General features: G+C 74.9%; 23 protein-coding genes and 1 riboswitch. Of the genes, 11 read left to right on the top strand and 12 right to left on the bottom strand.

The genetic code is table 11. From position 1 onward, the window contains the following. Nucleotides 1–25: 25 nt before the first annotated feature. A complete protein-coding gene (locus tag A8713_RS29685) occupies nt 26–2,368 on the bottom strand; it encodes a glycoside hydrolase family 65 protein (RefSeq protein WP_064536813.1) in 2,343 nt (780 codons plus the stop codon). After that, complete coding sequence (locus A8713_RS29680) at nt 2,365–3,132, bottom strand: HAD family hydrolase (protein WP_064536812.1); 768 nt, start codon at nt 3,130–3,132, stop codon at nt 2,365–2,367. The genes A8713_RS29685 and A8713_RS29680 overlap by 4 nt, the downstream gene beginning before the upstream one ends. 148 nt (nt 3,133–3,280) lie before the next feature. On the opposite strand from A8713_RS29680, the gene A8713_RS29675 reads away from it, so the two are divergent. The 4 genes from A8713_RS29675 (at nt 3,281) to A8713_RS29660 (ending at nt 7,978) form a co-directional block, all read left to right on the top strand. Continuing rightward, complete coding sequence (locus A8713_RS29675; protein WP_064536811.1) at nt 3,281–3,955, top strand: nucleoside/nucleotide kinase family protein; 675 nt, start codon at nt 3,281–3,283, stop codon at nt 3,953–3,955. 86 nt (nt 3,956–4,041) lie between these two features. After that, nucleotides 4,042–4,965 carry a MurR/RpiR family transcriptional regulator gene (locus tag A8713_RS29670; RefSeq protein WP_064536810.1) on the top strand — a complete coding sequence of 308 codons (924 nt, stop codon included), beginning with the start codon at nt 4,042–4,044 and terminating at the stop codon, nt 4,963–4,965. A gap of 215 nt (nt 4,966–5,180) precedes the next feature. Next, on the top strand, nt 5,181–5,564 hold the full coding sequence (locus tag A8713_RS29665; protein ID WP_064536809.1) for a hypothetical protein: 384 nt from the start codon (nt 5,181–5,183) through the stop codon (nt 5,562–5,564). Nucleotides 5,565–5,710: 146 nt separating this feature from the next. Beyond that, the gene (locus A8713_RS29660) at nt 5,711–7,978 is read left to right on the top strand and encodes a SpoIIE family protein phosphatase (RefSeq protein WP_079159185.1); all 2,268 of its coding nucleotides are present in this window, start codon (nt 5,711–5,713) and stop codon (nt 7,976–7,978) included. A 115-nt stretch (nt 7,979–8,093) separates the two neighbouring features. Here the strand turns inward: A8713_RS29660 and A8713_RS29655 are convergent, their stop codons facing one another. Beyond that, nucleotides 8,094–8,624 (bottom strand): flavin reductase family protein, encoded by a 531-nt coding sequence (locus A8713_RS29655; protein WP_064536808.1) that lies wholly within the window; start codon nt 8,622–8,624, stop codon nt 8,094–8,096. Between the two features lie 168 nt (nt 8,625–8,792). Between A8713_RS29655 and A8713_RS29650 the strand changes: the two genes are divergently transcribed. Then, nucleotides 8,793–9,206: a Zn-ribbon domain-containing OB-fold protein gene (locus A8713_RS29650; protein WP_064536807.1), complete on the top strand. Its 414-nt coding sequence runs from the start codon at nt 8,793–8,795 to the stop codon at nt 9,204–9,206. Here A8713_RS29650 and A8713_RS29645 read toward each other — a convergent pair. Then, complete coding sequence (locus tag A8713_RS29645) at nt 9,097–10,473, bottom strand: glycosyltransferase 87 family protein (RefSeq protein WP_064536806.1); 1,377 nt, start codon at nt 10,471–10,473, stop codon at nt 9,097–9,099. The two genes, A8713_RS29650 and A8713_RS29645, sit on opposite strands and share 110 nt — an antisense overlap. A gap of 364 nt (nt 10,474–10,837) precedes the next feature. Between A8713_RS29645 and A8713_RS29640 the strand changes: the two genes are divergently transcribed. After that, nucleotides 10,838–13,660 carry an alpha/beta hydrolase family protein gene (locus tag A8713_RS29640; RefSeq protein WP_064536805.1) on the top strand — a complete coding sequence of 941 codons (2,823 nt, stop codon included), beginning with the start codon at nt 10,838–10,840 and terminating at the stop codon, nt 13,658–13,660. Nucleotides 13,661–13,696: 36 nt separating this feature from the next. Here the strand turns inward: A8713_RS29640 and A8713_RS29635 are convergent, their stop codons facing one another. From A8713_RS29635 to A8713_RS29620, 4 genes are all read right to left on the bottom strand, one after another. Continuing rightward, nucleotides 13,697–14,083 (bottom strand): PPOX class F420-dependent oxidoreductase, encoded by a 387-nt coding sequence (locus A8713_RS29635; protein WP_064536804.1) that lies wholly within the window; start codon nt 14,081–14,083, stop codon nt 13,697–13,699. A 215-nt stretch (nt 14,084–14,298) separates the two neighbouring features. Continuing rightward, nucleotides 14,299–14,484 carry a hypothetical protein gene (locus A8713_RS29630; protein WP_026252877.1) on the bottom strand — a complete coding sequence of 62 codons (186 nt, stop codon included), beginning with the start codon at nt 14,482–14,484 and terminating at the stop codon, nt 14,299–14,301. A 110-nt stretch (nt 14,485–14,594) separates the two neighbouring features. Further along, nucleotides 14,595–15,293 carry a L,D-transpeptidase family protein gene (locus A8713_RS29625; RefSeq protein ID WP_064536803.1) on the bottom strand — a complete coding sequence of 233 codons (699 nt, stop codon included), beginning with the start codon at nt 15,291–15,293 and terminating at the stop codon, nt 14,595–14,597. Between the two features lie 139 nt (nt 15,294–15,432). Then, complete coding sequence (locus A8713_RS29620) at nt 15,433–16,233, bottom strand: SDR family NAD(P)-dependent oxidoreductase (RefSeq protein WP_064536802.1); 801 nt, start codon at nt 16,231–16,233, stop codon at nt 15,433–15,435. 52 nt (nt 16,234–16,285) lie between these two features. Between A8713_RS29620 and A8713_RS29615 the strand changes: the two genes are divergently transcribed. Further along, complete coding sequence (locus A8713_RS29615; RefSeq protein WP_064536801.1) at nt 16,286–16,840, top strand: hypothetical protein; 555 nt, start codon at nt 16,286–16,288, stop codon at nt 16,838–16,840. A gap of 45 nt (nt 16,841–16,885) precedes the next feature. Here A8713_RS29615 and A8713_RS29610 read toward each other — a convergent pair whose 3' ends face one another. The 4 genes from A8713_RS29610 to A8713_RS29595 form a co-directional block, all read right to left on the bottom strand. Next, the gene (locus tag A8713_RS29610) at nt 16,886–17,800 is read right to left on the bottom strand and encodes an SDR family oxidoreductase (RefSeq protein ID WP_064536800.1); all 915 of its coding nucleotides are present in this window, start codon (nt 17,798–17,800) and stop codon (nt 16,886–16,888) included. A gap of 131 nt (nt 17,801–17,931) precedes the next feature. Further along, entirely contained in the window at nt 17,932–18,561 is a 630-nt protein-coding gene (locus tag A8713_RS29605) for an MBL fold metallo-hydrolase (RefSeq protein WP_064536799.1), read from the bottom strand. After that, on the bottom strand, nt 18,561–19,646 hold the full coding sequence (locus A8713_RS29600) for an S-(hydroxymethyl)mycothiol dehydrogenase (RefSeq protein WP_064536798.1): 1,086 nt from the start codon (nt 19,644–19,646) through the stop codon (nt 18,561–18,563). The genes A8713_RS29605 and A8713_RS29600 overlap by 1 nt, the downstream gene beginning before the upstream one ends. A gap of 113 nt (nt 19,647–19,759) precedes the next feature. Next, on the bottom strand, nt 19,760–20,065 hold the full coding sequence (locus A8713_RS29595) for a hypothetical protein (RefSeq protein ID WP_064536797.1): 306 nt from the start codon (nt 20,063–20,065) through the stop codon (nt 19,760–19,762). 241 nt (nt 20,066–20,306) lie between these two features. Here A8713_RS29595 and A8713_RS29590 point away from each other — a divergent pair, with 241 nt between their 5' ends. The 4 genes from A8713_RS29590 (at nt 20,307) to A8713_RS29575 (ending at nt 23,152) form a co-directional block, all read left to right on the top strand. Next, entirely contained in the window at nt 20,307–20,510 is a 204-nt protein-coding gene (locus A8713_RS29590) for a hypothetical protein (protein WP_064536796.1), read from the top strand. Next, nucleotides 20,498–20,749, top strand: coding sequence for a hypothetical protein (locus A8713_RS29585; protein WP_159393132.1), 252 nt, complete (start codon nt 20,498–20,500; stop codon nt 20,747–20,749). Before A8713_RS29590 ends, A8713_RS29585 begins: the two co-directional genes overlap by 13 nt. Nucleotides 20,750–20,797: 48 nt before the next feature. Beyond that, a riboswitch (ZMP/ZTP riboswitch) is annotated at nt 20,798–20,883 on the top strand. A 19-nt stretch (nt 20,884–20,902) separates the two neighbouring features. After that, on the top strand, nt 20,903–21,751 hold the full coding sequence (locus tag A8713_RS29580; protein ID WP_064536794.1) for a bifunctional 5,10-methylenetetrahydrofolate dehydrogenase/5,10-methenyltetrahydrofolate cyclohydrolase: 849 nt from the start codon (nt 20,903–20,905) through the stop codon (nt 21,749–21,751). A 171-nt stretch (nt 21,752–21,922) separates the two neighbouring features. Then, nucleotides 21,923–23,152, top strand: coding sequence for a glycosyltransferase (locus A8713_RS29575; RefSeq protein WP_064536793.1), 1,230 nt, complete (start codon nt 21,923–21,925; stop codon nt 23,150–23,152). Nucleotides 23,153–23,371: the final 219 nt, after the last annotated feature.

The raw sequence follows: 23,371 nt of genomic DNA, 5'->3' as shown, positions 1-23,371 counted from the left end.
ACCGGGCGTCCCGCGCGCGCCCGGGTCAGCGGGCTCCCGGGCTGCGGTGCGGGGGCTGCTCCGGGGCCGGCAGGTGCCGGGGCGGCGGGACCGTGCGGACCGCGGGCGCGTCCGGGCGCAGCGGTACGTCCTCGCCGTGGTGGCAGACCGTCAGGGCGGGGCCCGACAGCAGGGTGTACGTGGCGTTCTGCTGGGTGATCTCCACGCGCAGCCGGCTGCCCCGGAACTGGAGCGTGAAAGCCAGCCGGCTGAACTTCTCCGGCAGCCGCGGGGAGAATTGGAGGGTTTCGCCCTTCCTGCGGGTGCCGCCGAAGCCGGTCACCAGCGCCATCCAGGTCCCGGCCAGCGAGGCGATGTGCAGCCCGTCGCGGGTGTTGTGCTCCAGGTCCGCCAGGTCCATCAGGGCCGCCTCGGCGGCGTAGTCGTAGGCGAGCCGCAGATGGCCGGCCTGCGCGGCGATGACCGCCTGGACGCACGCGGACAGCGAGGAGTCCCGCACGGTCAGCGGTTCGTAGTAGGCGAAGTTGCGGGCGATGTGCTCGTCGTCGAACTCGGTGCCGCAGGTGTACATCGCCAGCACCAGGTCGGCCTGCTTGATCACCTGCTTGCGGTACAGGTCGAAGTAGGGGAAGTGCAGCATCAGCGGGTACTGGTCGGCGCGGGTGCCGGCGAAGTCCCAGCGCTGGTAGCGGGTGAAGCCCGCGCTCTGCTCGTGCACCCGCAGTTCGGCGTTGTACGGGATGTTCATGGCCTCGGCGGCATCCCGCCAGGCCGCGCTCTCCTCGTCGTCGGCGCCGAGGAGTTCGGCCTCCTTGGGGTGGCGTTCGACCGCGTCGGCGGCGGCGAGCAGGTTCGCCCGCGCCATCAGGTTGGTGTACGTGTTGTCGTCGGCGACGGCGCTGTACTCGTCGGGGCCGGTGACGCCGTCGATGTGGAAGGTGCCGCGGTGGTCGTGGTGGCCCAGTGAGCGCCACAGCCGGGCGGTCTCCACCAGGAGTTCCAGGCCGGTGTCGCGTTCGAAGTCCTCGTCGCCGGTCGCCGCGACGTAGCGCACCACGGCGTGCGCGATGTCGGCGTTGACGTGGAAGGCGGCGGTCCCGGCGGGCCAGTACGCGGATCCCTCCTGGCCCTCGATGGTGCGCCAGGGGAACGCGGCGCCGCCGAGACCGAGCTGGGCCGCGCGTTCGCGGGCCGCGGGCAGGGTGCTGTGCCGCCAGCGCAGCGCCTCGGCCACGGCGTCGGGCGAGGTGTAGGTGAGCACCGGCAGCACGAACATCTCGGTGTCCCAGAAGGCGTGCCCGTCGTAGCCGGAGCCGGTCAGCCCCTTGGCCGGGATGGCGCGCTCCTCGGCGCGGGCCCCGGCCTGGAGCACATGGAACAGGGCGAACCTGACGGCCTGCTGGATCTCCTCGTCGCCGTCCACCTCGACGTCGGCGCGCGCCCAGAAGTCGTCGAGGTAGGCGCACTGCTCGGCGACCAGGCCCGACCAGCCGCCGTGCGCGGCGGCGGCCAGGGCGGCGTCGACCTGGTCGCTCATGGCGGGCAGCGAGCGGGTGCCGGACCAGCCGTGCGCGACGAGCTTCTCCACCCGCAGCGTCTGCCCCGCCTCCAGGACGGCGGCGACCGTCAGCCGGGCCAGGTCGGGGTGGCTCTCGCTGCTGGTGGCGGTGCGTTCGGGGCCGGAGACGACGTGGTCGGCGGCGACGGCCACCCGCAGTCCGCTGCGCCGGGTGCGGTGCACCAGCCGCAGCCGGTGGCCGGAGGCGAAGTCCTCCTCCGGTTCCAGCGGGGCCTGGAGCGCCATCGCCGCGCGCGGGTCGCCGTCGGCCTGCGGCAGTTGCTCGTTGGCGACCAGTTCGGACTGGATGACCACCCGGGCCTGGCAGTCGACCGGCTCCACCTCGTAGGCGACGGCGCCGATGGAGCGCTGGGTCAGGGAGATCATGCGGGTGGCGCGCACCCGGACCTTGGTGCCGGCCGGGGAGATCCACTCGCAGGTCCGCTCCATCACCCCGCGCCGCAGGTCGAGGACGCGCTCGTGGGAGAGGAGCCGGCCGTAGCGCAGGTCGAACGGCTCGTCGTCGACGAGCAGCCGCAGCACCTTGCCGTTGGTGACGTTGATGACGGTCTGGCCGGACTCGGGGTAGCCGTAGCCGGCCTCCGCGTAGGGCAGCGGGTGCACCTCGTACACGCCGTTGAGGTAGGAGCCGGGCAGGCCGTGCGGTTCGCCCTCGTCGAGGTTGCCGCGCCAGCCGACGTGGCCGTTGGAGAGCGCGAAGACCGACTCGCTCTGGGCGAGGACGTCCAGGCTCAGTTCGGTCTCGCGCACGGACCAGGGTTCGACGGCGTACGAGCGGTGGGTGATCACGCGGCGCCTCCCTTCGTGGCGGGGCCGGCGGGCCCGGTGAGGAGTTCGGCGAGGTCGTCCACGACCACGTCGGCGCCGTGCGCGTACAGGGCGTCGCGCTGGCCGACGCGGTCGACGCCGACGACGTACCCGAAGCTGCCGGAGCGGCCCGCGTCCATCCCGGCCAGGGCGTCCTCGAAGACGGTGGCCCGTGCGGCGTCGACGCCCAGGTCGCGGGCGGCGGCGAGGAAGGTGTCCGGGTGCGGTTTGCCGGGCAGCGCGCGCTCGCGGGCGACCACCCCGTCGATGCGTACGTCGAACAGGTGCTCGGCGTGGATGGAGCGCAGCACGTCGACGGTGTTGGCGCTGGAGGAGACGATCGCGGTCTTCAGGCCCGCGGCCCGGACGGCGTCGATGTAGCGCAGCGTGCCGTCGTAGGGCTGGACGCCCTCGGTGCGGATCTTCTCCAGGACGAGGGCGTTCTTGCGGTTGCCGAGCCCGTTGACCGTCTGCGCGTCCGGCGGGTCGTCGGGGGTGCCCTCCGGCAGTTCGATGCCGCGGGAGGCGAGGAAGGTGCGCACCCCGTCGGCGCGGGGCCGTCCGTCCACGTACTCGTCGTAGTCGGCGACCGCGTCGAAGGGCCGCTGGTCGCCGCCCCGCTCGCGCAGGAACGCGTCGAACGCCTCCTTCCAGGCGGCCGCGTGCACCACGGCCGTCCTGGTGACGACCCCGTCGAGGTCGAAGAGGCAGGCCAGGATCTCATCGGGCAGTCCGAGCTGTGTCATACAGGCACCCTTCCCCGCGACGCGGTGTCGACGGAGTGTCGCATGCCACATCAGACGGACTTCATCCCTTCCTCGGGGTCACTTTCCGGCCTTCGGGCGCCCGCCGCCCGCCGGGGAGCGCGTCCGGCCGGGTGACACACTGGCGGATGTGCCGCTCGCCTTCGACGACCTCCTGGCCCGTGCCCGCGCCCTGCCCCGCCCCGGCCACCGCGCGATCCTCGGCATCGCGGGCAGTCCCGGCGCGGGCAAGTCGACCCTGGCCGAGCAGTTGGTACGGGCCCTGAACGGCACGGCCGAGCCGTGGGTGGCGCATGTCCCGATGGACGGCTTCCACCTGGCCGACGCCGAACTCGAACGACTCGGGCGCCGGGACCGCAAGGGCGCACCGGACACCTTCGACGCGGCGGGGTACGCGGCACGGCTGCGCGAGGAGTACCCGGGCAGCGCGGCGGGCGGGGGCGAGGTGGACGGCGAGACCGTCTACGCCCCCGGCTTCGAACGCGTACTCGAACAGCCGCTCGCGGGCGCGGTCCCGGTGCCGCCGTCCGCCCGGCTGGTCGTGACGGAGGGCAACTACCTGCTGCTGGACCGGGGCCCCTGGAGGCGGGTGCGCGCCCGGCTGGACGAGGTGTGGTTCTGCGAGCTGGACGAGGAGGAGCGGGTGCGCCGCCTGGTGGCCCGGCACGAGCGGTTCGGCAAGGGGCACGCGGAGGCCGTGGCCTGGGTGCGCCGGAGCGACGCGCGCAACGCCGAGCTGGTGGCCGCGACCCGCGCCCGCGCGGATCTCCTCGTCCCGGCGACCGCCCTTCCGGTCTGGCCCTGACCCGTACGGATCCGCCCGCGCGACCACCGGTCATGACGGTGAGTGAGCTATGTTGAAGCGCTGTGGGAGACAAAGGAGGCGCCTCGGTGCCATCGCCGCAGCAGGCTCGCGCCCAGGCGTCCGCGATCACCTCGGGCACGTCGGTCCCGCGGACGCAGGCCGCACCGGCCTCGCAGCTCAGGGCGCTCTTCGACGGACCCCAGCTGTCCCCCGGGCAGCGCCGCATCGCCCAGTACCTGATCGAGAACCTCGCCGAGGCGGCCTTCCTGTCGGTCACCGAACTGGCGGACCGGGTGGGGGTCAGCCAGCCCTCGGTGACGCGGTTCGCGGGCGCGGTCGGCTTCAGCGGCTACCCGGCGCTGCGCGAGCGGCTGCAGTCCCTCGCGCTGGCCGGCCTCGCCGGCGGCCCCGGCCCGGTCGAGGAGGACCGGGGCAACGAACTCCAGGCGGCCGTCGACGCCGAGATCGAGAACCTGGAGAACCTGCGCCGGGACCTGGCCGACCCCGAGCGGGTGATCAGCGTGGGCCGCGCGCTGTCCCGGTCGGCGCCGCTGACCGTGCTGGGGCTGCGCATCTCGGTCTCGCTCGCCGAGTACTTCGCCTACGCGGCCCGGCGCATCCACCCGGACGTGCGGCTGGTGACCCGCGGCGGCAGCGTGGCCTACGACGCGCTGCTCCAGTCCCGGGAGGCGGGCGGCACCTGGGTGCTGGCGTTCTCCATGCCCCGGCACGCCCAGGAGACGCTGAACGCGGTCCGGGTCGCGCGCGGCGCCGGGCTCAAAGTGGCCCTGGTGACGGACCTGGCGCTGGGTCCGGTGGCGGACGAGGCCGACGTGACCTTCGCGACCGGCACCGGTTCCCGGCTGGTCTTCGACTCCTACGCGGCGCCCGGCATCGTCTGCGCCGCCCTGCTCCAGGCGATGACGGACGCCGACCCCGAGCGGACCCAGGCCCGGCTGGAGGAGTACGAGCAGGTCGCCGACCAGCACCAGTTCTTCCTGAAGGACTGACCGGCTCCGGTCCTCCGGCCGGTCCGTCGCCGCGGCGGTCGGAACGCGGGCGCGCCGCGGTGGTCGGAACGTACGCGGACCAGCCCCCGTAAACCCGGCATGAATGTTTTCATACGCCTTGCAAAGCGGATGGCATATATAAATACTGCTCACGGATCGCGGCCCGGCTCCCTGCGTCGGCCCCCTCCACGACGCACGCCGCACACCCGGAAGCGATGACCATGCCTGTGACCACCACGCGTGTCAGCCCGGACTGGCCCTGCCAGGTCAAGCCGCCCGGCAGCTACGACTGGGAGCGCTCGGCGGTCAGATGGCTGCGGGACCTGGTCCCCGCCCGCTACGGCAGCTACCCGGCGCTGCTGCGCCATCCCGTACTCCTCGCCCGCCATGCGCAGATCCAGGTGCAGCAGGAGGTCAGGGTGGCCCGCACCGCCCTGCAGACCGCGCGCGCCGACCTGCCGCGGCTGGGCCTTCCCGAGTCGGTGATCGAGCACACGATCAAGCTGTACGCCGGGGAACTCCTCCAGCTCCAGCACATCGCGCGCAGTGTCCGGGCGGTCACCGAGGCCCTGCTGCGGCACGGCGGCGCGGGTCGCTGAGGCACTGCCGCCGGGGCCCGCCCCGCCCGCCTCTCCCCCGCCCGGCCGCCGGCCGGGACGCAGCTGAGGCACCCCCGGAGCGTCCGCTCGCACAAGTATCCGATCTGGCCGTGATCGGATCAGGTCATCTGTGCGATGCTCGACCCGTGACCGGCGATTCCGTGTTTTCCAGGGAGTCCGGCGGCGCGCCCGGCACGGCGGCGCCGACCGGTACGGCTGCCGTGGTCGAGCGGGCCAAGGGCGCGCTGATGGCGCTCACCGGCTGCTCCCCCGAGGCCGCGCACGAGGATCTTCTGCGGCGGGCCAAGGCCGCGCACCGCACCCTGACCGAGGAGTGCTGGATCGCCCTGGGCACGCTGGTGCCGCCGCTGAGCCATGCCGCCGGGCCCGCGACCGCCGACGAGGAGGCCGAGGGCGCCGTCCTGGCCGGGCTCGGGCGGGCGCTGACCCATGTGGAGACCCCGCCGGACCTCGCCCGGTGCCTGCTGGCCCACCTCGCCGGGCCCGTGGGCGCCGACGCCGTGCTGATCCACCGCTGCCCGCCGTCGGGCGAGCCGGTGCTCATCGGGTACGCGGACACGGACGGGACGCGGGCGCGGCGGTGGCGGGACGTGCCGCCGCCGGCCGGGACCGGCGGCACCGGCGAGCGCAGCGTCCGCGCGCCGCGCCGGACGGAGCACACCGTCTGGCTGCCCGTGGCCGGTACGGACGGCGCCGAGGTCGTCGTCGGCGTGCTGCGGGAGCGGGCGGACCCGTTCACTCCCCGCACCCGGGAGCTGCTGCGCCATGTCTCCTGGCTGTGCGCGGGGCGGCTGCGCGACCTCGGCGCGGGACAGGGCCGCCCCGGCTCCTCCGGAGCGCCGCGGCCACCGGTCCCCGCGCCCGCGTCCCTGCCGGTGGACGGCCTGTTCGCGGCGCTGCCCGGCGCGGTCCTGCTGCTCTCCCCGCTGCGCTCGCCCTCGGGTGACGTGGAGGACTACCGCGTGGACGCCGCCACCGCGCAGAGCGCCGACGTGCTCGGTCTCGACGCGGGCGACCTCGTCGGGCGGCGGCTCCTGGAGTGCCGGCCGGACGCCGCCGGGGAACCGCTGTGGCAGAGCTGGCTCGCGGCCCTCGACACCGGGGAACCCCGCGAGAGCGAGCCGTTCACCCGGCGGACACCGGAGCCGGGGACCGACCGGCGGGAGCCGCCGCAGTACGTGGTGCGGGCGGTCCCGCTGGGCGACGCGCTGGTGGTGAGCTGGCTGCGGCACGACGCCTCGGGCCGGCAGGCGCAGCGCCTGGCCGAGCTACAGCGCCTCGGGCGGCTGGGCTGGGCCGTCTGGGATCTGGTCACGCATGAGGCGGCCTGGTCGGACCAGGTCCATCTGCTGCTCGACCGCGACCCCGCGCTCGGCCCGGTCCCGGTGGAGCTCCTGCCGGACCTCGCCGTGCCGGAGGACGGACCGGCGCTCGGCCGGGCGGTACGGGAGCTGCTGCGCGACGGCACACCCTTCGACGTGCCGTTCCGGGTGCGGACGACGGCGGGGCTGCGGCATCTGCGGGCGGTCGCCGAGACCGTCGTGGACACCGCGGGCCGGCCGGTGGAGGTGCACGGCTTCGTCCAGGATCTCACCGCGCAGCGCAGCGCCGAGCTGGCCCTGGTGGAGAGTGAGCGGACGATGCTCGCCCAGGACGGGGTGCTGCGGGCGGAGCGGATGCTCGCGGGCCGCCTCCAGCACGCGCTGCTGCCGCTCCCCCGCCACGCGGTGCGCCTGGCCGGGCTGCGGGTCGATGTCACGTACCTGCCCGCCGAGTCCGGGATCCACGTCGGCGGCGACTGGTTCAGCGCGGTCGAACTGCCGGACGGGGACGCGCTGTTCGTGGTCGGCGACGTCGCCGGGCACGGGATCGACGCGGTGGCGACGATGGCGCAGCTCCGGTTCACCGCCAAGGGCATGATCTTCACCGGCTCGTCGCTGACCGGGGCGCTGGCCCGCCTCAACACGCTGCTGCTGCACTCCCGCGACACCAAGGGCACCGCCACCCTCGTCCTGGCGCGCTACGAACCGCGCGAGCGCCGCCTCGTCTGGGCCCAGGCCGGCCATCTGCCGCCGCTGCTGCTGCGCCGGGGCGAACCGCAGTACCTGGAGCGTCCGTTCGGCGTGCTGCTGGGAGCGACCGAGACACCGGTCTACGCGGAGGCCGAGTGCCGCCTCGAACCCGGGGACCGGCTGCTGTTCTACACGGACGGACTGGTCGAACGGCCCGGCGAGAACATCCAGCGGGGTCTGGAGCGGCTCGCCCGGAACGCGGCCGCCCACCACGCGGACGCGCCCGGCTCCCTGGTGCCGCTCCTGGGGTCGATGCTGGAGGGCGAACGGCGCGACGACGTGTGCGTGCTGGACGTACGCGTGCCGGGCGAACCCGCGTAGTCGGCGCGGTCGGCGCACCCGGCGCGAACGGCGTACCCGGCGCGACGGGCAGGCCGGACGTGTGAGCAGGACGTACGGAACGGACGCGCGGGCCGGGCGCGCGGGCCGGGCGCGTTCAGCCGGCCGGGTGTCCCGGTGTGATGTCCAGGGCGTCCGACAGGCGCAGCAGCGGCGTTCCGCCACGGCTGTCCCGGTCGTCCCTGTCGTCCCGGCCGCCGGAGTCGACCGGGTCGAGCACGAAGCCGACATGGTCCCCGCCGTCGGCGCGCCCGACGACGCGGCCGACGAACCAGGCGGGCGCGTCGTCGAGGACGACGGCGCCGTCGGGCCGCGCGGTGCGGCGCAGACCGGCGAACTTGTCGACGCCGTCGTCGCCGGTGCGGCCACCGAACAGGGCGGCCAGCGCGTGCTGTTCCCGGGTCAGCGTGTGCACGGCGAGCCGGTCGGCGCGCCCGGCCACCCGGAAGGTCCGGTTCGCCCGGGACAGCCACACCACGAACCGCAGCGGGTCGAGGGAGCACTGCGAGGCGAACCCGACCAGGCAGCCCGCGCGCTCCCCTCCGGCCGCCGCGGTCACCACGTACATCTCGGGGTCCAGCCGTCCGACGAACGCGTCCATGCCCGGTGCACCCGATGCGTCCCGCATGTCCTGCTCCCTTCCCGTCCCGCCCTCGCGAGATGGTACCCAGTACCTTTACGCACGGCACTGAGTGCCATACCCTGTCGTGTGCACGGCGGCACCGCGAGCCGCCCCCGCCCGTGCACGGGTACCCCGGCAGGCGGGATTCCGGCCCAGCGCAGGGAGTTGACCAGCGTGTACCACCCCTCAGGAAACGAGACCGGTGCGGCGGCCGGCTCCGCGACCGGTCTGCTCGAACCCGCGGCCGGTGACCGGGAGGCACTGACCTTCCAGCGCTGCACCTGGTGCGGTACGGCGATGTACCACCGGCTGCTGTGTCCGGTGTGCGGGGGCAGCGAGCTGCGCACCGAGCGCAGCGCGGGCACCGGCACGGTCCGGCACGCCGCGATCGTGCACCGCAACACGCCCGCGGCGCGCAATGTGTCGATGGTGGAGATGAGCGAGGGTTTCGTCGTGCGGGGCAGGGTCATGGGGCCGCTCATCGCCATCCACGGCGGCGACCGGGTACGGCTGACCACCGCGAAGGACCCGGTGCGCGGCGAGCCGGTCTTCCAGCTGCTGGACGAGCCGTACCGCGCCTGGAGCTGACGGCGGCCCCGTCCGGTCGGAGCGGCGTCCGCCCCGCGGCGGCGTCGCGGACGTGCTCCGGTGACCCGGCGGGTCCCGTGTGCCGGGCGGCGAGGGCCAGTACGAGGAAGGTCAGCAGCGCGCAGCCGGCGTAGACACACCCGGGCCAGGCCAGCGCCCACGGATACGGGTCGGGCCGGGAGAGCCGGTCCTCGGCGCCGATCAGCCGGGGCACCAGCCGGGCCCCGGTGACGGCCGCCCACAGGACGAGCACGGTCCGGGCCGCCGCCCGGGTGCGGTGCGGGCCGTGCGCCAGCCAGATCATGGCGGGCAGGCACCAGATCCAGTGGTGGCTCCAGGAGACCGGGCACACCAGCAGCCCGTACAGCTCCACCGTGACGAGGACGCCCAGCGGGTCGTCGCGGCGCAGGGCGGCGCGCAGGGCGCCGGCCGCCGCCAGGGTGACCAGGGCGAGTGCGGCCCACCAGAGCGCGGTGCCGGCCGCGTCGTGGCCGAGGAGCCGGGTGAGCGCGCCGCGCAGCGACTGGTTGCGCACCGACCACACCGGGCCGACGCGCCGTGTGTCCGTCACCAGACCCGACCAGTAGCGCTCCGACTCGCCCGGGGCGATCCACCAGGCGAGCCCCACTGCGGCGCCGCCCGCGGCGACCGCCCAGCCGGCCGCCCGCCACTGCCGTGTGGCCAGCAGATACGCCCCCGCGACGGCCGGGGTGAGTTTCAGCGAGGCGGCCAGCGCGACGGACGTGCCGCGGACGGCCGCGCGGCGGCCGAACGCCAGGCCCCCGACGACGGCCGCGCCCAGCAGCAGGTTGATCTGGCCCTGGTCGAGGGTGTGGCGCACGGGTTCGAGCCAGGGCGCGGCGGCGGCCCAGAGCAGCGCGCGGTCCCGGTCGCCGCCGGACCTGTGCGGCAGCAGCCGGAGCGCGCCCGCCGTGACGACGAGCACGGCGGCCAGGGAGGCGGCCCGCCAGAGCACCACCGCCGCCGTCCAGGGCAGCCGCGCCAGCGGCAGCAGCACCAGCGCGGCGAACGGCGGGTAGGTGAAGGGGAGTTCGGGGATGGGCGGCCCGGTGCGCACCACCTGGTCGTAGAGGCCGCCGGTCAGGACGTGCGGCGCGGCCTCGTGGTAGACGCGCAGGTCCAGCGGCTCGGCCGGACTCAGGAACGCGGTCAGCGCGTACAGCGCGAGGGATCCGGCCAGACACCACCCGGCCCGGCGCGTCAGCCACCGGCCCGCGCGCCGCCCGTGGACCGCGGTCCTCTTCACCGCACCACCTCCGTCGCCTCCGCGCCACCGGTCGCCCCGGCCACCCGCCTCGTCCGTGTCCCGCCCCAGGAACGACCGGTGCCCCACCGGCGTCACCGGTGATACGCCGACGGAGTGTGGTGCGGGTGTACTCCGGGCAGCCCGCGGCCGACGACGGGGCGAGGACGCGAACCGCGCGGTGGTCGCGCCCTGTTGACACTGGCGTGATCATGTCGCTGACGTCGCGTCACTCACGCCTCACAGGCAACCCACAGCCCATCTGCCCCGTCCTCCGGGGCACCAGTGGCCCCCGGTACCGACGGGGCGCCGCGTCCGAGCACCGGAGGAAGCCCGTGTTCCCAGGAGTGTTCCGAGGAGGGGACCGTTGATCCGCGTCCGTCGAATAGGGGTCACCGCCGTGGCGTTGCTCGCCATGGCGGGAGCCGCGCCCGCGTCCGCACAGGCGGCGGGGGCGGCGCAGGACCGACTGCCGTCCGCCGCAGGGCAGTCGGCGGCGGCCGGTGACAGCGGTACCGGGCTCCCGCCCGGCTGGCGCGTCACCGGGTCGGGCGACGCCCGGCAGTTGGAGTGGCACACGGGCACCCCGGTGCCCATGGGCGACGCGCGCGTCGAGTTCTACGCGGGCGACCGCCTGCTGGGCCTGCCGCGGCCCGGCGGTGACGGCCGTACGTTCCGGCTTGACCTGAACGCGGCCCGCACGAAGGGCCTCAAGAAGCTGACGGACCTCCAGGTCCGCGCGTCCGGCCGCAGACTGGACGCCGAGGACAAGTCCGGGGCCGCGCAGGCACCGGGCCGCCGCGGCGCCCTGGCGGCGGCTCAGCCGCCAGCCCCGCTCCCGGCGGGCAAGGTCGACCCGGGCAAGCCGGGCACCTACCGCACCACGACCGGCGAGTACCGGCTCAAGTCGGTCCGGCTGCCCGGCCTTCCGGCCCCGGTGGAGATGCAGGCCGTGGTGGTGACGCCGCAGGGCGCCACCGGCCGCCGCCCGCTCGCGCTGTTCCTGCACGGCCGCCACGCCCCCTGCTACACCCCGCACAGCGACGAGGTGTCCGGCGACTGGCCGTGCCCGGCCGGCTCGCTGCCCATCCCCAGCCACCGCGGCTACCTCCAGGACCAGAAGCTGCTGGCCTCGCAGGGGTACGTGACCGTGTCCATCGCGGCCAACGGCATCAACGGCCAGGACTGGCAGGCCGAGGACGGCGGCGCCCAGGCGCGTTCCTCGCTCGTACGGCAGCACCTGGCCCGCTGGGCGGACTGGGCCGCGCACCCGGCCACGGCACCGGCCGCCGTGCGCCGGGGCCCGGTGGCCGACCTGTCGCGGGTCCTGCTCGTCGGGCACTCGCGCGGCGGCGAGGGCGTCAACCGCGCGGCCATGGACAGCCTGTACCCGCCCGCCGCCGACCAGGACGGCTATCACGGCAGGACCCGCTGGCACATCAGCGGCACCGTGCTGATCGGCCCGACGATCTTCGGCCAGAATCCGGTCGCCGACGTCCCGTCCGCCACGCTGCTGCCCGGCTGCGACGGTGACGTCTCCGACCTCCAGGGCGAGGTGTACGTGGACGGCACCCGCGGGGTCAGCCGCGGCACCGCCCTGCACAGCGCCGTGTACGTGGTCGGCGCCGACCACAACTTCTTCAACACCGAGTGGACGCCGGGCAAGGCCGTGGCGCCCGCCGACGACGACTTCTACGAGGACCCGGACCAGCGCGACCCGGTCTGCTCCCCCGGGACCGCCACCCGGCTGACCGCGGACCAGCAGCACCGGGCCGGCGCCACCTACATCGCCGCCGCCGCGCGGCTGTTCGTCGCCGGGGACGACCGGGTGCGTCCGCTGCTGGACGGCTCCGGTGTCCGGGCGCCCTCCGCCGACCCGGCGCGGGTGCTCACCCACGCGGTCGGCGCCGGCCGCACCGGCGGTCTGCTGCCCGACGGCCCGCTCACCGTGACCGGCGGCGGCGCCCGGCTGTGCTCGGCGGTGGACCCCGACGCGTCCGCCGCCTGCCTCGACGAGGACACTCCCGGCCGCTCGCCGCACTTCGCGCAGTGGGACGCGGACCGGGAGGCGGGCCGCCGCGCGGTCGCGCTGCGCTGGTCCGCCGCCGGTTCGGCGGTACGGATCCGGCCCGGCTCCCCGGTGTCCCTGAAGGGCGCCGAACAGCTCGCGCTGCGCGTGTTCGTCCCGCCGAACACCACCGGCACCCGGCTCGACGTGGCCGTCACCGACGCCGCCGGACACCGCGCGGCCCTCGGCACGGTCCGTGCCGACGGTCTGCCGGGCACCGAGCGCACCGCCTCCTACTGGGCGCGCGAGGTGCGCGTCCCGCTGGCCGCCGCCACCCGCGCCGGGCTCGATCTGCGGCGGATCGCGTCGCTGGAGCTGACCCCCCGCACGCGTACCGGGCAGGCCTGGCTCATGGACGCCTGGGGCTGGCGTCCGGGCACCCCGGCGGTGCGGGCCGCCGCGCTGCCCCGCGTGGACGTCGGCCGGCTGACGGTCAAGGAGGGCGACTCGGGCGAGCGCACCTACCGGGTGCCCGTGCGGGTGTCCGGGCAGGGCAGCGGCCAGGTCCGGGTGTACGTCATCGACCCGGTGACGAACGAGGCGAAGGACCGGCTGGTGACGGTGCGGCCGGGCGGGCACTCGATCGACGTGCCGGTCCTGGTGCGGGGCAACACCCGCTACAGCGCGGACGTGGCGAACGACATCGTCGTCAAGGCGGTGCACGGCGCGGTGGTCGGCTCGCACCGGGGCGGGGTGACCGCCCTGAACGACGACCCGGAGCCGACGGTCACGGTGACGCCCGTCGCCGACCGGGTCACCGAGGGCGAGACGCTGAAGTGGCGGGTGAACCTGTCCGCGGTCGCCGACTCGGACATCGCGGCCATCTTCGTCGTGCAGCCCGTCACGGACGGCCCGGAGCTGTCCACCAAGGACGTCGACCCGCAGTGGCTGTCGGACACCACCGGTGAGTCGCCCGACCCCGAGCGTCCGCTGTCCTCCCTGGGCATGTACCTGTGGGCCGCGATCCCGGCGGGCGAGCTGAGCACCGAGCTGAGCGTCCCCACCGTCCGCGACCAGGTGGCGGAGCAGCCCGAGCGGGTCCGCATCGCGCTGACCGGCGACGACGGGCAGGTGCACGAGGGCCTGCCGGTGGTGACGGGAACCGTCCTCGACGCCTCGTAGGACGCACCGGCACCCCGGGTGGCTCCCGTGCGCGGATCAGCGCGCGGGGGTCACCCGGATCCCCACGGTGCCCCGCTCGCCCCTGCGCAGCCTGCTGCCGAGCAGGGTGAGGCGGCCGATCAGCCCGTACTTGCGGGCGATGAGACTCCGATAGCGCGCGGTGGTGTCCCGGTCGCAGATCTCCGCGGTGGCGGGCAGCTGGTCGCCGGTCGGGTGCCCGCGCACGTCGCACGGGCCGACCAGCACGTCGGCGCGGGCGCGGATCCGCTTGACCTTCCAGGAGTCGGCGGCCGTCCACACGCCGAGCGCGGCGCCGTCGCGCACGACCCAGACGGGCGTCGCCACGGGCGTACCGTTCTTGCGGTAGCTGGTGATCAGCACATACTTGCCGGCCCCGAGCCGTGCCACCGGATCCACGTCCATGCCTGGCATCCTAGGCCGGTCCCGGTGCTCGGCGCCGGGACTCGGGACAGGGAACGGCGGCCGCGGTGGCCTCGCGTGTGGCCGCGCGGCGGGTGCGGGGGTGCTGACAGTGCGCCCCGGCCGGAAGGGCCGGGGCGTGCGGGACGGGGGCTGCGGGAGGAGCGGGGAACCGGTGCCCGGCGGCGGCCAGGGGCACCGACCGGGACGGCGGCGGGTCAGGCCGCCTGGTCCGAGACCGGAGCGGCCGTGGCCCACTCCATCACGAGGCGCTGGTACACCTCGCGCTGCTCGGTGGTCAGTGTCCCGCCGGACCTGCGCCACAAGGCACGGATCTCCTCGTTGACCTCCGCGGCCGATCGCTCGGAGGCGGCTTCAACAGTGGTGGACATGCTGTGAAGCATATGCCGATCGATGTGAAGACGGAGTGAGTAAGTACGACCGAACCAGACATAACGGACCGTGTTGCTGCTCACGTCGATCCGGGGCGGCCCGCCCCTCCCGCGCCCGTCCCTCAGGTGCCCGGCTTGCGGCCGTAGACGAAGACGTCGTCGCCCTTCTTCAGCAGCGACCAGTACTTCTTGGCGTCCTTGGCGGTCATGTTGACGCACCCGTGCGAGCCCGGCGGGTTCCACACGCTCACGCCGACGGAGTGGAAGGCCTCGCCGCCGTCGAAGAACTGGCTGTAGGGCATCTTCACGTGGTACAGCGTCGACACGTGGTCGATGTGCCGCCAGTAGATCTTCTTCAGACCGGTGCGGGTCTCGTACTTGTCCCGGCCGGTGCGCACCGGCACGGGGCCGTACACCAGCCGCTTGCCGTCCTGGATCCAGCTGAGCTGGAGCGTGAGGTTCACGCAGGCTATGCGGCCCTTGTTGGTCGGGCACCTGCCGTCCTTGTTCGGGTTCTTCCCGACGGCCTTCTGCTTGTTCATGAGATCCATCACGCCCCAGGTGACCGGGCCCGCGTACCCGATCGTGGGCGTGATGCCGTGCTTGCTCTGGAAGGCCTTGATCGCCTTGCAGTCGGCGGCCGACTGCCGGCCGTCGGCGGGACGGCCGAGGAACTTCTCGACCTTCTTCTGGTACGGCCCGGTCGACGCCGTGCAACTCGTCGCCGCCTGGGCCGGTGCCGTGCCGAGCGCGAGTGCGAGCGGCGTCACCAGTCCGGTGACGCCCAGCACCACGGCGCCTCGTCTGCCCATCTGCCTCATGCTGGGCTTCCCCCTCGGTTCAGTCGTGTGTCCGCGCTTTCCGGACACTTCCGGACAGCTAGACCGCCTCGGGACCGTGCCGGTTGTGGAACGGCCCGCATCGAGACGGAACGGTGACACTCGGCGCCGCGCGGCGGCCTCACCCGGTGCGGCCGGGTGTCCCCACCGCGGTGTGGAAGCCCGTGTTCACGGCGGTCAGGCCGCCGTCCACGGTCAGGGCGGTGCCGGTGATCCAGGCCGCGTCGCGGGAGGCGAGGAAGGCGACGGCGGCGGCGATGTCGTCGGGCTCGCCGATCCGGCCCAGCGGATACAGGGCACCGAGCCGGTCGAGCGCGGCCTCACGGCCCTGCCAGGCCGAGGTGCGAACGGTGCCGGGAAGGACGACGTTGACCCGCACCCCGCGCGCGCCCGCGTGCCCGGCGAGGGTGCGGGCGAGCGAGATCAGGCCCGCCTTGGCCGCGCTGTAGGCGTGGTTGCCGAAGTCCTGGAGGCCGTTGACCGAGCCGATGCCGACGATCGCGCCCCGGCCCGAGGCCGCGAGGTGGGGCAGCGCGGCGCGGAAGCAGCGGCGCGCGCCGTGCAGGGTGATGTCGAGGTCGCGGGCCCACGCCTCGTCCGGGTCGTCCTCGAAGAGCGGGGTGTCCGGGGAGCAGTGCGCCGCGGCGGTGACCAGCACGTCGAGCGAGCCGAACGCGTCCACGGCGTGCGCCACGGCCGCCTCGACCGCGTCCCGGTCCGCCACGTCGCACGGGCGGGCGCGTGCGTCGAGTCCCTTCTCCCGCAGGCCCGCCGCGGTCCCCTCGGCCGCGTCCCCGTCCGCGTCGGTCACCAGGACGCGCGCTCCCTCCTCGGCGAGCCGGCGCGCGGTGGCCGCGCCGATGCCGCGCGCCGCGCCGGTGACGAGAACTCCGTACCCCTCGAAACGCCTTGTGTCCGTCATGGCCCCGAACCTAGTGCGGCCGCACCCCTTCCGGGCAGATACGGTGCAGCACATGTCCGCCTTTCTCCAGCAACTCCCCGCGCTCATCGGTGTGGTGATCGGCGCCCTCGGCTCGTACCTGGCGATGATGCGCAGCGACCGCGCCCGGTCCGAACGCGAGCGCGCGACCCGCTGGGAGGAACGGCGCCTGGCGGTGTACGCCGACTACGCGCGGGTGCTGAAGAAGGCCGTCACGCTGTCCTACCGGGTCGCCGCCCACCTCGGCAACGACCCGCACCCGCATCCGCTGCCCCTCTCCGAGGCCGAACCGCTCCTGGCGGAGGCCGCCCTCGCCCGCGACCCGGCGGGCGAGGCACTGATCATGCTGGGCGCGCCGGAGGTCGTGGAGCGGGCCCGGGTGTGGGTCCTGGTGGCGATGGACATGGAACGGTTCCTGCGCGAGGAGCGGCACGCCCCCGGGGCATGGCAGGCCCTGCTGACCCGCCAGCGCGAGGCGCGCCAGGGCTACTACGCCGCCGTACGCACCGACCTCGCCCTCCCCCCGGGCCACCCGGCCCGCTGGCAGATCCCCGGGACGGCACAGCCGCCGGTACCGGGGACGCGGTGAGCGGGGCCACGCCGGTGAGCGGGGCGCTGTTCCGTGTGTGTTCGTTCAGCGGTAGCCGGTGGTGTCGGCGGGGCGGCCCCTGTCCTGGACCTCGGCGAGGTAGCGCCAGGCGTCGGGGCGGCTGCCGTCCAGGTCGGTGAAGCCGTACTCGCGGGCGAGGGCGCCGCTGGACAGGGACCGGCCGTTCCAGCGGGCCGTGTCCGGGTCGGCGGCGAGTGCGGCGACGGCGCGGCCCACGTAGCGGGGGGTCTCGGAGATCGCGAAGTGCGGGACGTCCGCCAGGGCGTCGCGCCAGTTGTCCTCGCGCACCCCGAAGTGGTCGAGCATCAGCTCCGAGCGGAGCCAGCCGGGGGTGAGCGCGACGGCGGTGGCGCCGCGCGGCCCGAGTTCATGGCCGAGGGCGAAGGCCATGCGCAGCACGGACGCCTTGGCGAGGTCGTAGAAGAGATTGACCCGGTAGGTGTCCCGGTTGTACTCGGCGGTGCCGTCGGTCATCTCCACGACCAGGCCGCCGGGCCGGCGCAGCAGCAGCGGCAGCGCGTGGTGGCTGGTGACGAGGTGCGTCTCCACGGCGAGGCGGAGCAGCCGCAGCCCGTTGTCCAGGTCGTGCTCCCACACCGGGGTGTCCCACTCGAAGAGGTGCTCGCCGCCCCAGATGTCGTTGACGAGCACGTCGAGGCGGCCCTGTTCACGGTCGACGCGGTCGATCAGGGCGCGGACCCGGCCGGGCTCCAGATGATCGACGGGGACGGCGATGCCGTGTCCGCCGGCCGCGGTGACCAGGTCGGCGGTGTCCTCGACGGTCTCGGGGCGGTCGTACTCGGAGCGGCGGGCGCGGGTGCTGCGGCCGGTGACGTACACGGTGGCCCTCGCGGCGCCGAGTTCCACCGCGATCCCGCGGCCCGCCCCGCGGGTCGCGCCCGCGACCAGCGCGATTTTGCCCTCCAGCGGACGTGACATGTCCGGCCTCCCCTGTGCTTGCTCGTGCGTGCGGCGCGCGGTGGGTCCGCGCGGTGTGCACGCCGAGCATCGCGGGGAAGCCGGACATCTCCTGTCAGGTATTTCCGGCGGAGGCGGGCCCCGGCAGCGGCTCAGTGGCCGCGGGCGATCCACTCCTGGAGGTGCGGGGCCTCCGCGCCGATGGTGGTGGTGTCGCCGTGCCCGGTGAGCACCTTCGTCCCGGGCGGCAGCGTCAGCAGACGGTCGCGGATCGAGTCGATGATGGTCGGGAAGTGGGAGTAGGAGCGGCCGGTGGCACCGGGGCCGCCCTGGAAGAGGGTGTCCCCGGTGAAGACGACGCCGAGCCCGGGGTCGTACAGGCACACCGCGCCCGGCGCGTGACCGGGGGTGTGCAGGACCGTGAGGTCGGCGCCCGCCGTCTCGATCACCTGGCCGTCGACGAGGTGCTCGTCCGGTTCCCGGTCGGGGTGGGTCGCCCGCCACAGCGGCAGGTCGTCGCGGTGCAGCCAGATCACCGCGCCGGTGAGGTCGGCGAGCGCCGGAGCGGCGTCGATGTGGTCGTTGTGGGCGTGGGTGCAGACGATGGCGGTGAGCCGGCGGTCGCCCACGGCGGCGGCGATGGCCTCGGCGTCATGGGCGGCGTCGATGACGATCGCCTCGTGGTCGTCGCCGACGATCCACACGTTGTTCTCGACGTCCCAGGTGCCGCCGTCCAGGCTGAACTGCCCGGCGGTGACGAGGCGTTCGATGCGCGCGGCCATCAGAGGACCACCACCGAGCGCAGCACGTCGCCGCGGTGCATCCGCTCGAACGCCTGCTCCACCTCGTCGAGTCGGATGGTCTCGGACACGAACTTGTCGAGCGGCAGCCGTCCTTGCAGATGCAGGTCGACCAGCATCGGGAAGTCGCGCGAGGGCAGGCAGTCGCCGTACCAGCTCGACTTGAGGGCGCCGCCGCGTCCGAAGACGTCCAGCAGCGGCAGTTCGAGCTTCATCTCCGGGGTGGGCACGCCGACCAGGACGACGGTCCCGGCCAGGTCGCGGGCGTAGAACGCCTGCTTGTAGGTCTCGGGGCGGCCGACCGCGTCGATGACGACATCGGCGCCGAAGCCGCCGGTCAGGTCGCGGATCGCGGCGACCGGGTCGTGGTCCTCGGAGTTGACGCTGTGCGTGGCGCCCATGGTGCGGGCGGTCTCCAGCTTGCGGTCGTCGATGTCGACGGCGATGACCTTCGCCGCGCCCGCCAGACGCGCCCCGGCGATCGCCGCGTCGCCGACACCGCCGCAGCCGATGACGGCGACGCTGTCGCCGCGGCCGACGTTCCCGGTGTTGATGGCGGCGCCGATGCCGGCCATCACCCCGCAGCCCAGCAGTCCGGCCACGGCCGGGGAGACGGCCGGGTCGACCTTGGTGCACTGCCCGGCGGCCACGAGCGTCTTCTCCGCGAAGGCGCCGATGCCCAGCGCCGGGGACAGCTCGGTGCCGTCGGTGAGGGTCATGCGCTGCCGCGCGTTGTGCGTGTCGAAGCAGTACCAGGGCCGTCCGCGCAGACAGGCACGGCACCTGCCGCACACCGCACGCCAGTTGAGGACGACGAAGTCGCCGGGGGCCACCTCGGTGACACCGTCGCCGACCGACTCCACGATGCCCGCGGCCTCGTGGCCGAGCAGGAACGGGAACTCGTCGTTGATACCGCCCTGCTTGTAGTGCAGGTCGGTGTGGCACACGCCGCAGGCCTGGACCCGTACGACGGCCTCGCCGGGCCCGGGGTCCGGCACGACGATGGTCTCGACCCGTACGGGTTCGTTCTTCCCGGGTGCGATCACGCCGCGCACTTCCTGCGCCATGGTGGAGGTCCCTTCCGTCGGCCGTTCTCCGTCCCCGCGACCCTACGCCGTGCCGGGCCGGCGGCGGCGCGAACCCCCGCGCCGCCACCGGTGTCCGGCGCGCCCGCTCCGGCTCAGCTCGGGATGGCGGGGACCAGTCCGAACAGCGGGGAGACGAGACCGGTGACCGCGTTCAGCCGGCTCAGCTCGTTGAGGTCCTGGATGTGCTGGAGCGAGGAGAGCTGGTCGGAGACCGGGGGCACCGCGTCCTGCCGGTCGGCGGGCAGCCCGGTGCGGGCCAGCGAGTCGAGCACGCCCATGGGCAGCGCCCGGCCGACCACCGGCACGGACGAACCGGCGGCGCTGGCGGGGAGTGCGGCGAGCCCGGTGAGCGAGGCGGCGAGGGAGGCGACGGCGACGATACGTCGAGTGGAGATCATGTCCTGAGCAACGGCGCCCGGTCCCGCCCGGACACGGGCGCGCCCGCCCGCTCACCCGTCAGGACGAGTACGGAGCGAGTACGGGACGGGTGCGGGGCGGGCGGCACGGGACGGGCGCGGGACGGGTACCGGCGCGTCGCCCCGGCCGCGCTTGCCGGTCCCGGCGCCCCGGAGGACGCTCGAAGGAGAGGCCCCGCAAGCGGCTCCTGCTCCGGGGCGCCGGGGCTCGTAGGAGGCCACCATGGCGACCACGGCAGGTCCCGCCTTCGGCACCGGCGCGCTGCGCCGGGGCATCGAGGAACACGCGGCGCCCACGCTGCTGTCGCTGTACGCGGACGACGCGGAGACACGCATCGTGGACCGCGACAGCCGGCCGAGCCACCCCAAGGTCCTGCGCGACGGCAGGATCACCGACCAGATCATGGTCCAGGCATGGGACGAGTGACGAGGAGGACCGCGGGGTTCCAGGTCAGCTCCCGGCTGACCTGGTCCTTCTCGGCCCGCGGCGGACTGGGGCAGGCGCGTTCCCCGCTGGTGCGGCGCTCCGGACCGGCCCGGACGGCTTCGGCGGCGGCCCGGTGCCTGTCCGCCGCGCTGCTGCGGTCGGTGCTGCGCGCGGCCCGGCCCGGCGCACGGCCCGCCGCGGTACGGGGGCGGCGGTCACGGCGGGGGAGGCTCCGGTGAGCGTGCCGCACCCCTGGCGAAGGGCGCACGCGCGTCCCGCTTAGGGTGGGGGCGGGCCGTGACTGGCGCTGAGGTGGAGCACCACCGGGGAGCGGCCCCTGCCGAAGTCACAGCCGCGCGCCTGGGCGATCCGCCGCACGCTCAGGAGTGGACATGTCCCAGGCCCGTCTCATGGACGGCACCGCCCTCGCCCGCCGCATCGTCGAGCGCACCGCGCACCGGGCCGCCGGACTCACCGGCCGCACGGGTGTACGGCCGTGCCTGGCCACGGTGCTGGTCGGCGAGGATCCCGCCTCGGTCACCTACGTCCGGATGAAGCGGAACCGATGCCGCACGGCGAACATCGCCTCCCGCCACGTGGAGCTGCCCGCCGCGACCACCACCGCGCAGCTCGTGCAGACGCTGCGGGGCCTCTCGGCGGACCCGTCGGTCCACGGCATCCTGTTGCAGCACCCGGTCGGCGACCACATCGACGAGCGGGCCGCGTTCGAGGCGATCGCGCCCGAGAAGGACGTCGACGGCGTCACCTTCGCCTCCTTCGCCACGATGAGCTTCGCCCTGCCCGGGTTCGTCTCCTGCACGCCCGGCGGCATCATGCGGCTGCTGGACGCCTACGACGTCGATCCGGCCGGGAAGCGCGCCGTGGTGGTGGGGCGCAGCGCGATCCTCGGCAAGCCGGTCGGCATGCTGCTGCTGGCCCGGGACGCCACGGTGACGTACTGCCACTCCCGGACCCGGGAGCTGTCGTCCGTGGTCCGCGAGGCCGACATCGTGGTGGCGGCCGCGGGCCGGCCGCGGCTGGTGCGCGGCGAGGACGTCAAGCCGGGTGCGGTCGTGATCGACGCGGGCTACAACGCGGGCAACGTCGGGGACGTGGACTTCGACACCGCGGCGGAGCGCGCCTCGCTGATCACACCGGTGCCGGGCGGGGTGGGCCCGATGACCATCGCCACGCTGCTGGAGCAGACGGTGGACGCGGCCGCCCGGCAGCTCGGGGTGTGACCCCGGCCGGCGGGCCGAAGGGCCTGAGCGGGTACGGGGCCCGGACGGGTGCGGGGCCCGGACGGGTGCGGCCGTTGCGGTCGCGCGGGGGTGGGCGCGCCGACATGGCCGGGTCGTTCGCCGTCGGCGGGGCCGTGCGCGGTCATACTGGCCGACGTGCGCGTAACGATCATGACGGCGGGTTCCCGGGGTGACGTGGCCCCCTTCACCGGGCTGGGGCACGGTCTGGCCCGCGCGGGCCATGCGGTCACCCTGGTCACCCACGGGTGCTTCGAGCCGCTGGTCGCCGGGTCGGGCCTGGACTTCCACGCACTGCCGGTGGATCCGCGGGCCGAACTGGAGTCCACGCGCGGCCGGGGGCTGCACCGCAGCGCGACGGACGCGGGCAAGATGCTGCGCGCCGTCGGCCTGGTCCGCGCGGCGCTCGCCCGGATGACGGACGACCTGGTCGCGGCGGCCGAGAAGAGCGACGTACTGCTGCTGTCCGGGTCGCTGGGGCCGGTCGGGCACGCGATCGCCGAGGCGCTGGGTGTGCCCAGCATCGGCACGCATCTGCAGCCCCTCTCCCCCACCCGGGAGTTCGCCCCTCCGCTGCTCGGCGGCGGCCACTGGGGCGCGGCGGCGAACCGGCTCGCGGGTTACGGGGTGAACCTCGCCATGGAGCGGGTCTTCTCGGCGGCCGTACCCACCGTGCGGGCCCGGCTGGGTCTTCCGGCCGCCCGGCACGGCACCGCCCGCCGTATCCGGGCGGGGCTGCGGCAGCCGGTGTTCCACGGGTTCAGCCCGCTGGTGGTGCCCCGGCCGCGCGACTGGCGGCCCGGTCTGCGGGTGTGCGGCTACTGGTGGCCGTACGACCGCGAGGACGGGCTGCCCGCGTATGTGCGGCGGTTCCTGGACGCGGGGCCCGCACCGGTGTTCGTCGGTCTCGGCAGTGCGACGGTGCCCGACCCGGCCCGGCTGAGCGGGACCATCGTGCGCGCGCTGCGCCTGGCCGGGCTGCGCGGGGTGGTGCAGCGCGGGTGGGGCGGGCTCGCGGCGACCGGCGAGGACATGCTGACCATCGACGAGGTGCCGCACGCGGCGCTGTTCCCGCGGATGGCGGCCGTGGTGCACCACGCGGGCGCGGGCACCACCGCGGCCGGGCTGCGCGCCGGGGTGCCCGCCGTGCCGCTGCCGGTCCAGTTCGACGAGGGCTTCTGGGCCGAACGCCTGGTGTCCCTCGGGGTGGCCCCCCGCGCCGTCCCGCTGCGCGGGCTCACCGCGAACGGCCTCGCCGCGGCCCTCGCGCGGGCCACCCGCAACCCCCTCCACCGGGAGCGCGCCGAGACCCTGGGCGCCCGCATCCGCGAGGAGGACGGCGTCGCGCCCGTGCTGCGGGCGGTCGACCTGCTGGCCCGCTGAGGGACGAGGCACCGGGCGCCGGTCGCCCCGGACCGGCCCGATCCCTGGGGCCGGACGCCCCTCCGGGCGCGCGGCCTTCGGCGTCCCGCACCACGCCGGACACCACGCCCGGCACCGGCACGGCGCCGGCCCCGGCCCCCGCCCGGCCCGCCGATCCGGTCACGCCGAGCACCCCGCCGCACGGCCCGAGTCACCCTCGGCCGCCCGCCGGTCACCCCG

It is taken from the genome of Streptomyces sp. SAT1, assembly GCF_001654495.1.
Lineage (GTDB): Bacteria > Actinomycetota > Actinomycetes > Streptomycetales > Streptomycetaceae > Streptomyces > Streptomyces andamanensis.
The sequence above is the reverse complement of the archived record's forward strand: the minus strand, read 5'-3'. Positions and strand labels throughout refer to the sequence as shown.

What these genes read in the sequence shown, in the direction of transcription:
- A8713_RS29680 (WP_064536812.1), bottom strand. Translation starts at nt 3,132, where the DNA reads ATGACACAGCTCGGACTGCCCGATGAGATCCTGGCCTGCCTCTTCGAC.
- A8713_RS29665 (WP_064536809.1), top strand. Translation starts at nt 5,181, where the DNA reads ATGACCATGCCTGTGACCACCACGCGTGTCAGCCCGGACTGGCCCTGC.
- A8713_RS29655 (WP_064536808.1), bottom strand. Translation starts at nt 8,624, where the DNA reads ATGCGGGACGCATCGGGTGCACCGGGCATGGACGCGTTCGTCGGACGG.
- A8713_RS29635 (WP_064536804.1), bottom strand. Translation starts at nt 14,083, where the DNA reads ATGGACGTGGATCCGGTGGCACGGCTCGGGGCCGGCAAGTATGTGCTG.
- A8713_RS29630 (WP_026252877.1), bottom strand. Translation starts at nt 14,484, where the DNA reads ATGCTTCACAGCATGTCCACCACTGTTGAAGCCGCCTCCGAGCGATCG.
- A8713_RS29625 (WP_064536803.1), bottom strand. Translation starts at nt 15,293, where the DNA reads ATGAGGCAGATGGGCAGACGAGGCGCCGTGGTGCTGGGCGTCACCGGA.
- A8713_RS29620 (WP_064536802.1), bottom strand. Translation starts at nt 16,233, where the DNA reads ATGACGGACACAAGGCGTTTCGAGGGGTACGGAGTTCTCGTCACCGGC.
- A8713_RS29615 (WP_064536801.1), top strand. Translation starts at nt 16,286, where the DNA reads ATGTCCGCCTTTCTCCAGCAACTCCCCGCGCTCATCGGTGTGGTGATC.
- A8713_RS29610 (WP_064536800.1), bottom strand. Translation starts at nt 17,800, where the DNA reads ATGTCACGTCCGCTGGAGGGCAAAATCGCGCTGGTCGCGGGCGCGACC.
- A8713_RS29605 (WP_064536799.1), bottom strand. Translation starts at nt 18,561, where the DNA reads ATGGCCGCGCGCATCGAACGCCTCGTCACCGCCGGGCAGTTCAGCCTG.
- A8713_RS29600 (WP_064536798.1), bottom strand. Translation starts at nt 19,646, where the DNA reads ATGGCGCAGGAAGTGCGCGGCGTGATCGCACCCGGGAAGAACGAACCC.
- A8713_RS29595 (WP_064536797.1), bottom strand. Translation starts at nt 20,065, where the DNA reads ATGATCTCCACTCGACGTATCGTCGCCGTCGCCTCCCTCGCCGCCTCG.
- A8713_RS29590 (WP_064536796.1), top strand. Translation starts at nt 20,307, where the DNA reads ATGGCGACCACGGCAGGTCCCGCCTTCGGCACCGGCGCGCTGCGCCGG.
- A8713_RS29585 (WP_159393132.1), top strand. Translation starts at nt 20,498, where the DNA reads ATGGGACGAGTGACGAGGAGGACCGCGGGGTTCCAGGTCAGCTCCCGG.
- A8713_RS29580 (WP_064536794.1), top strand. Translation starts at nt 20,903, where the DNA reads ATGTCCCAGGCCCGTCTCATGGACGGCACCGCCCTCGCCCGCCGCATC.
- A8713_RS29575 (WP_064536793.1), top strand. Translation starts at nt 21,923, where the DNA reads ATGACGGCGGGTTCCCGGGGTGACGTGGCCCCCTTCACCGGGCTGGGG.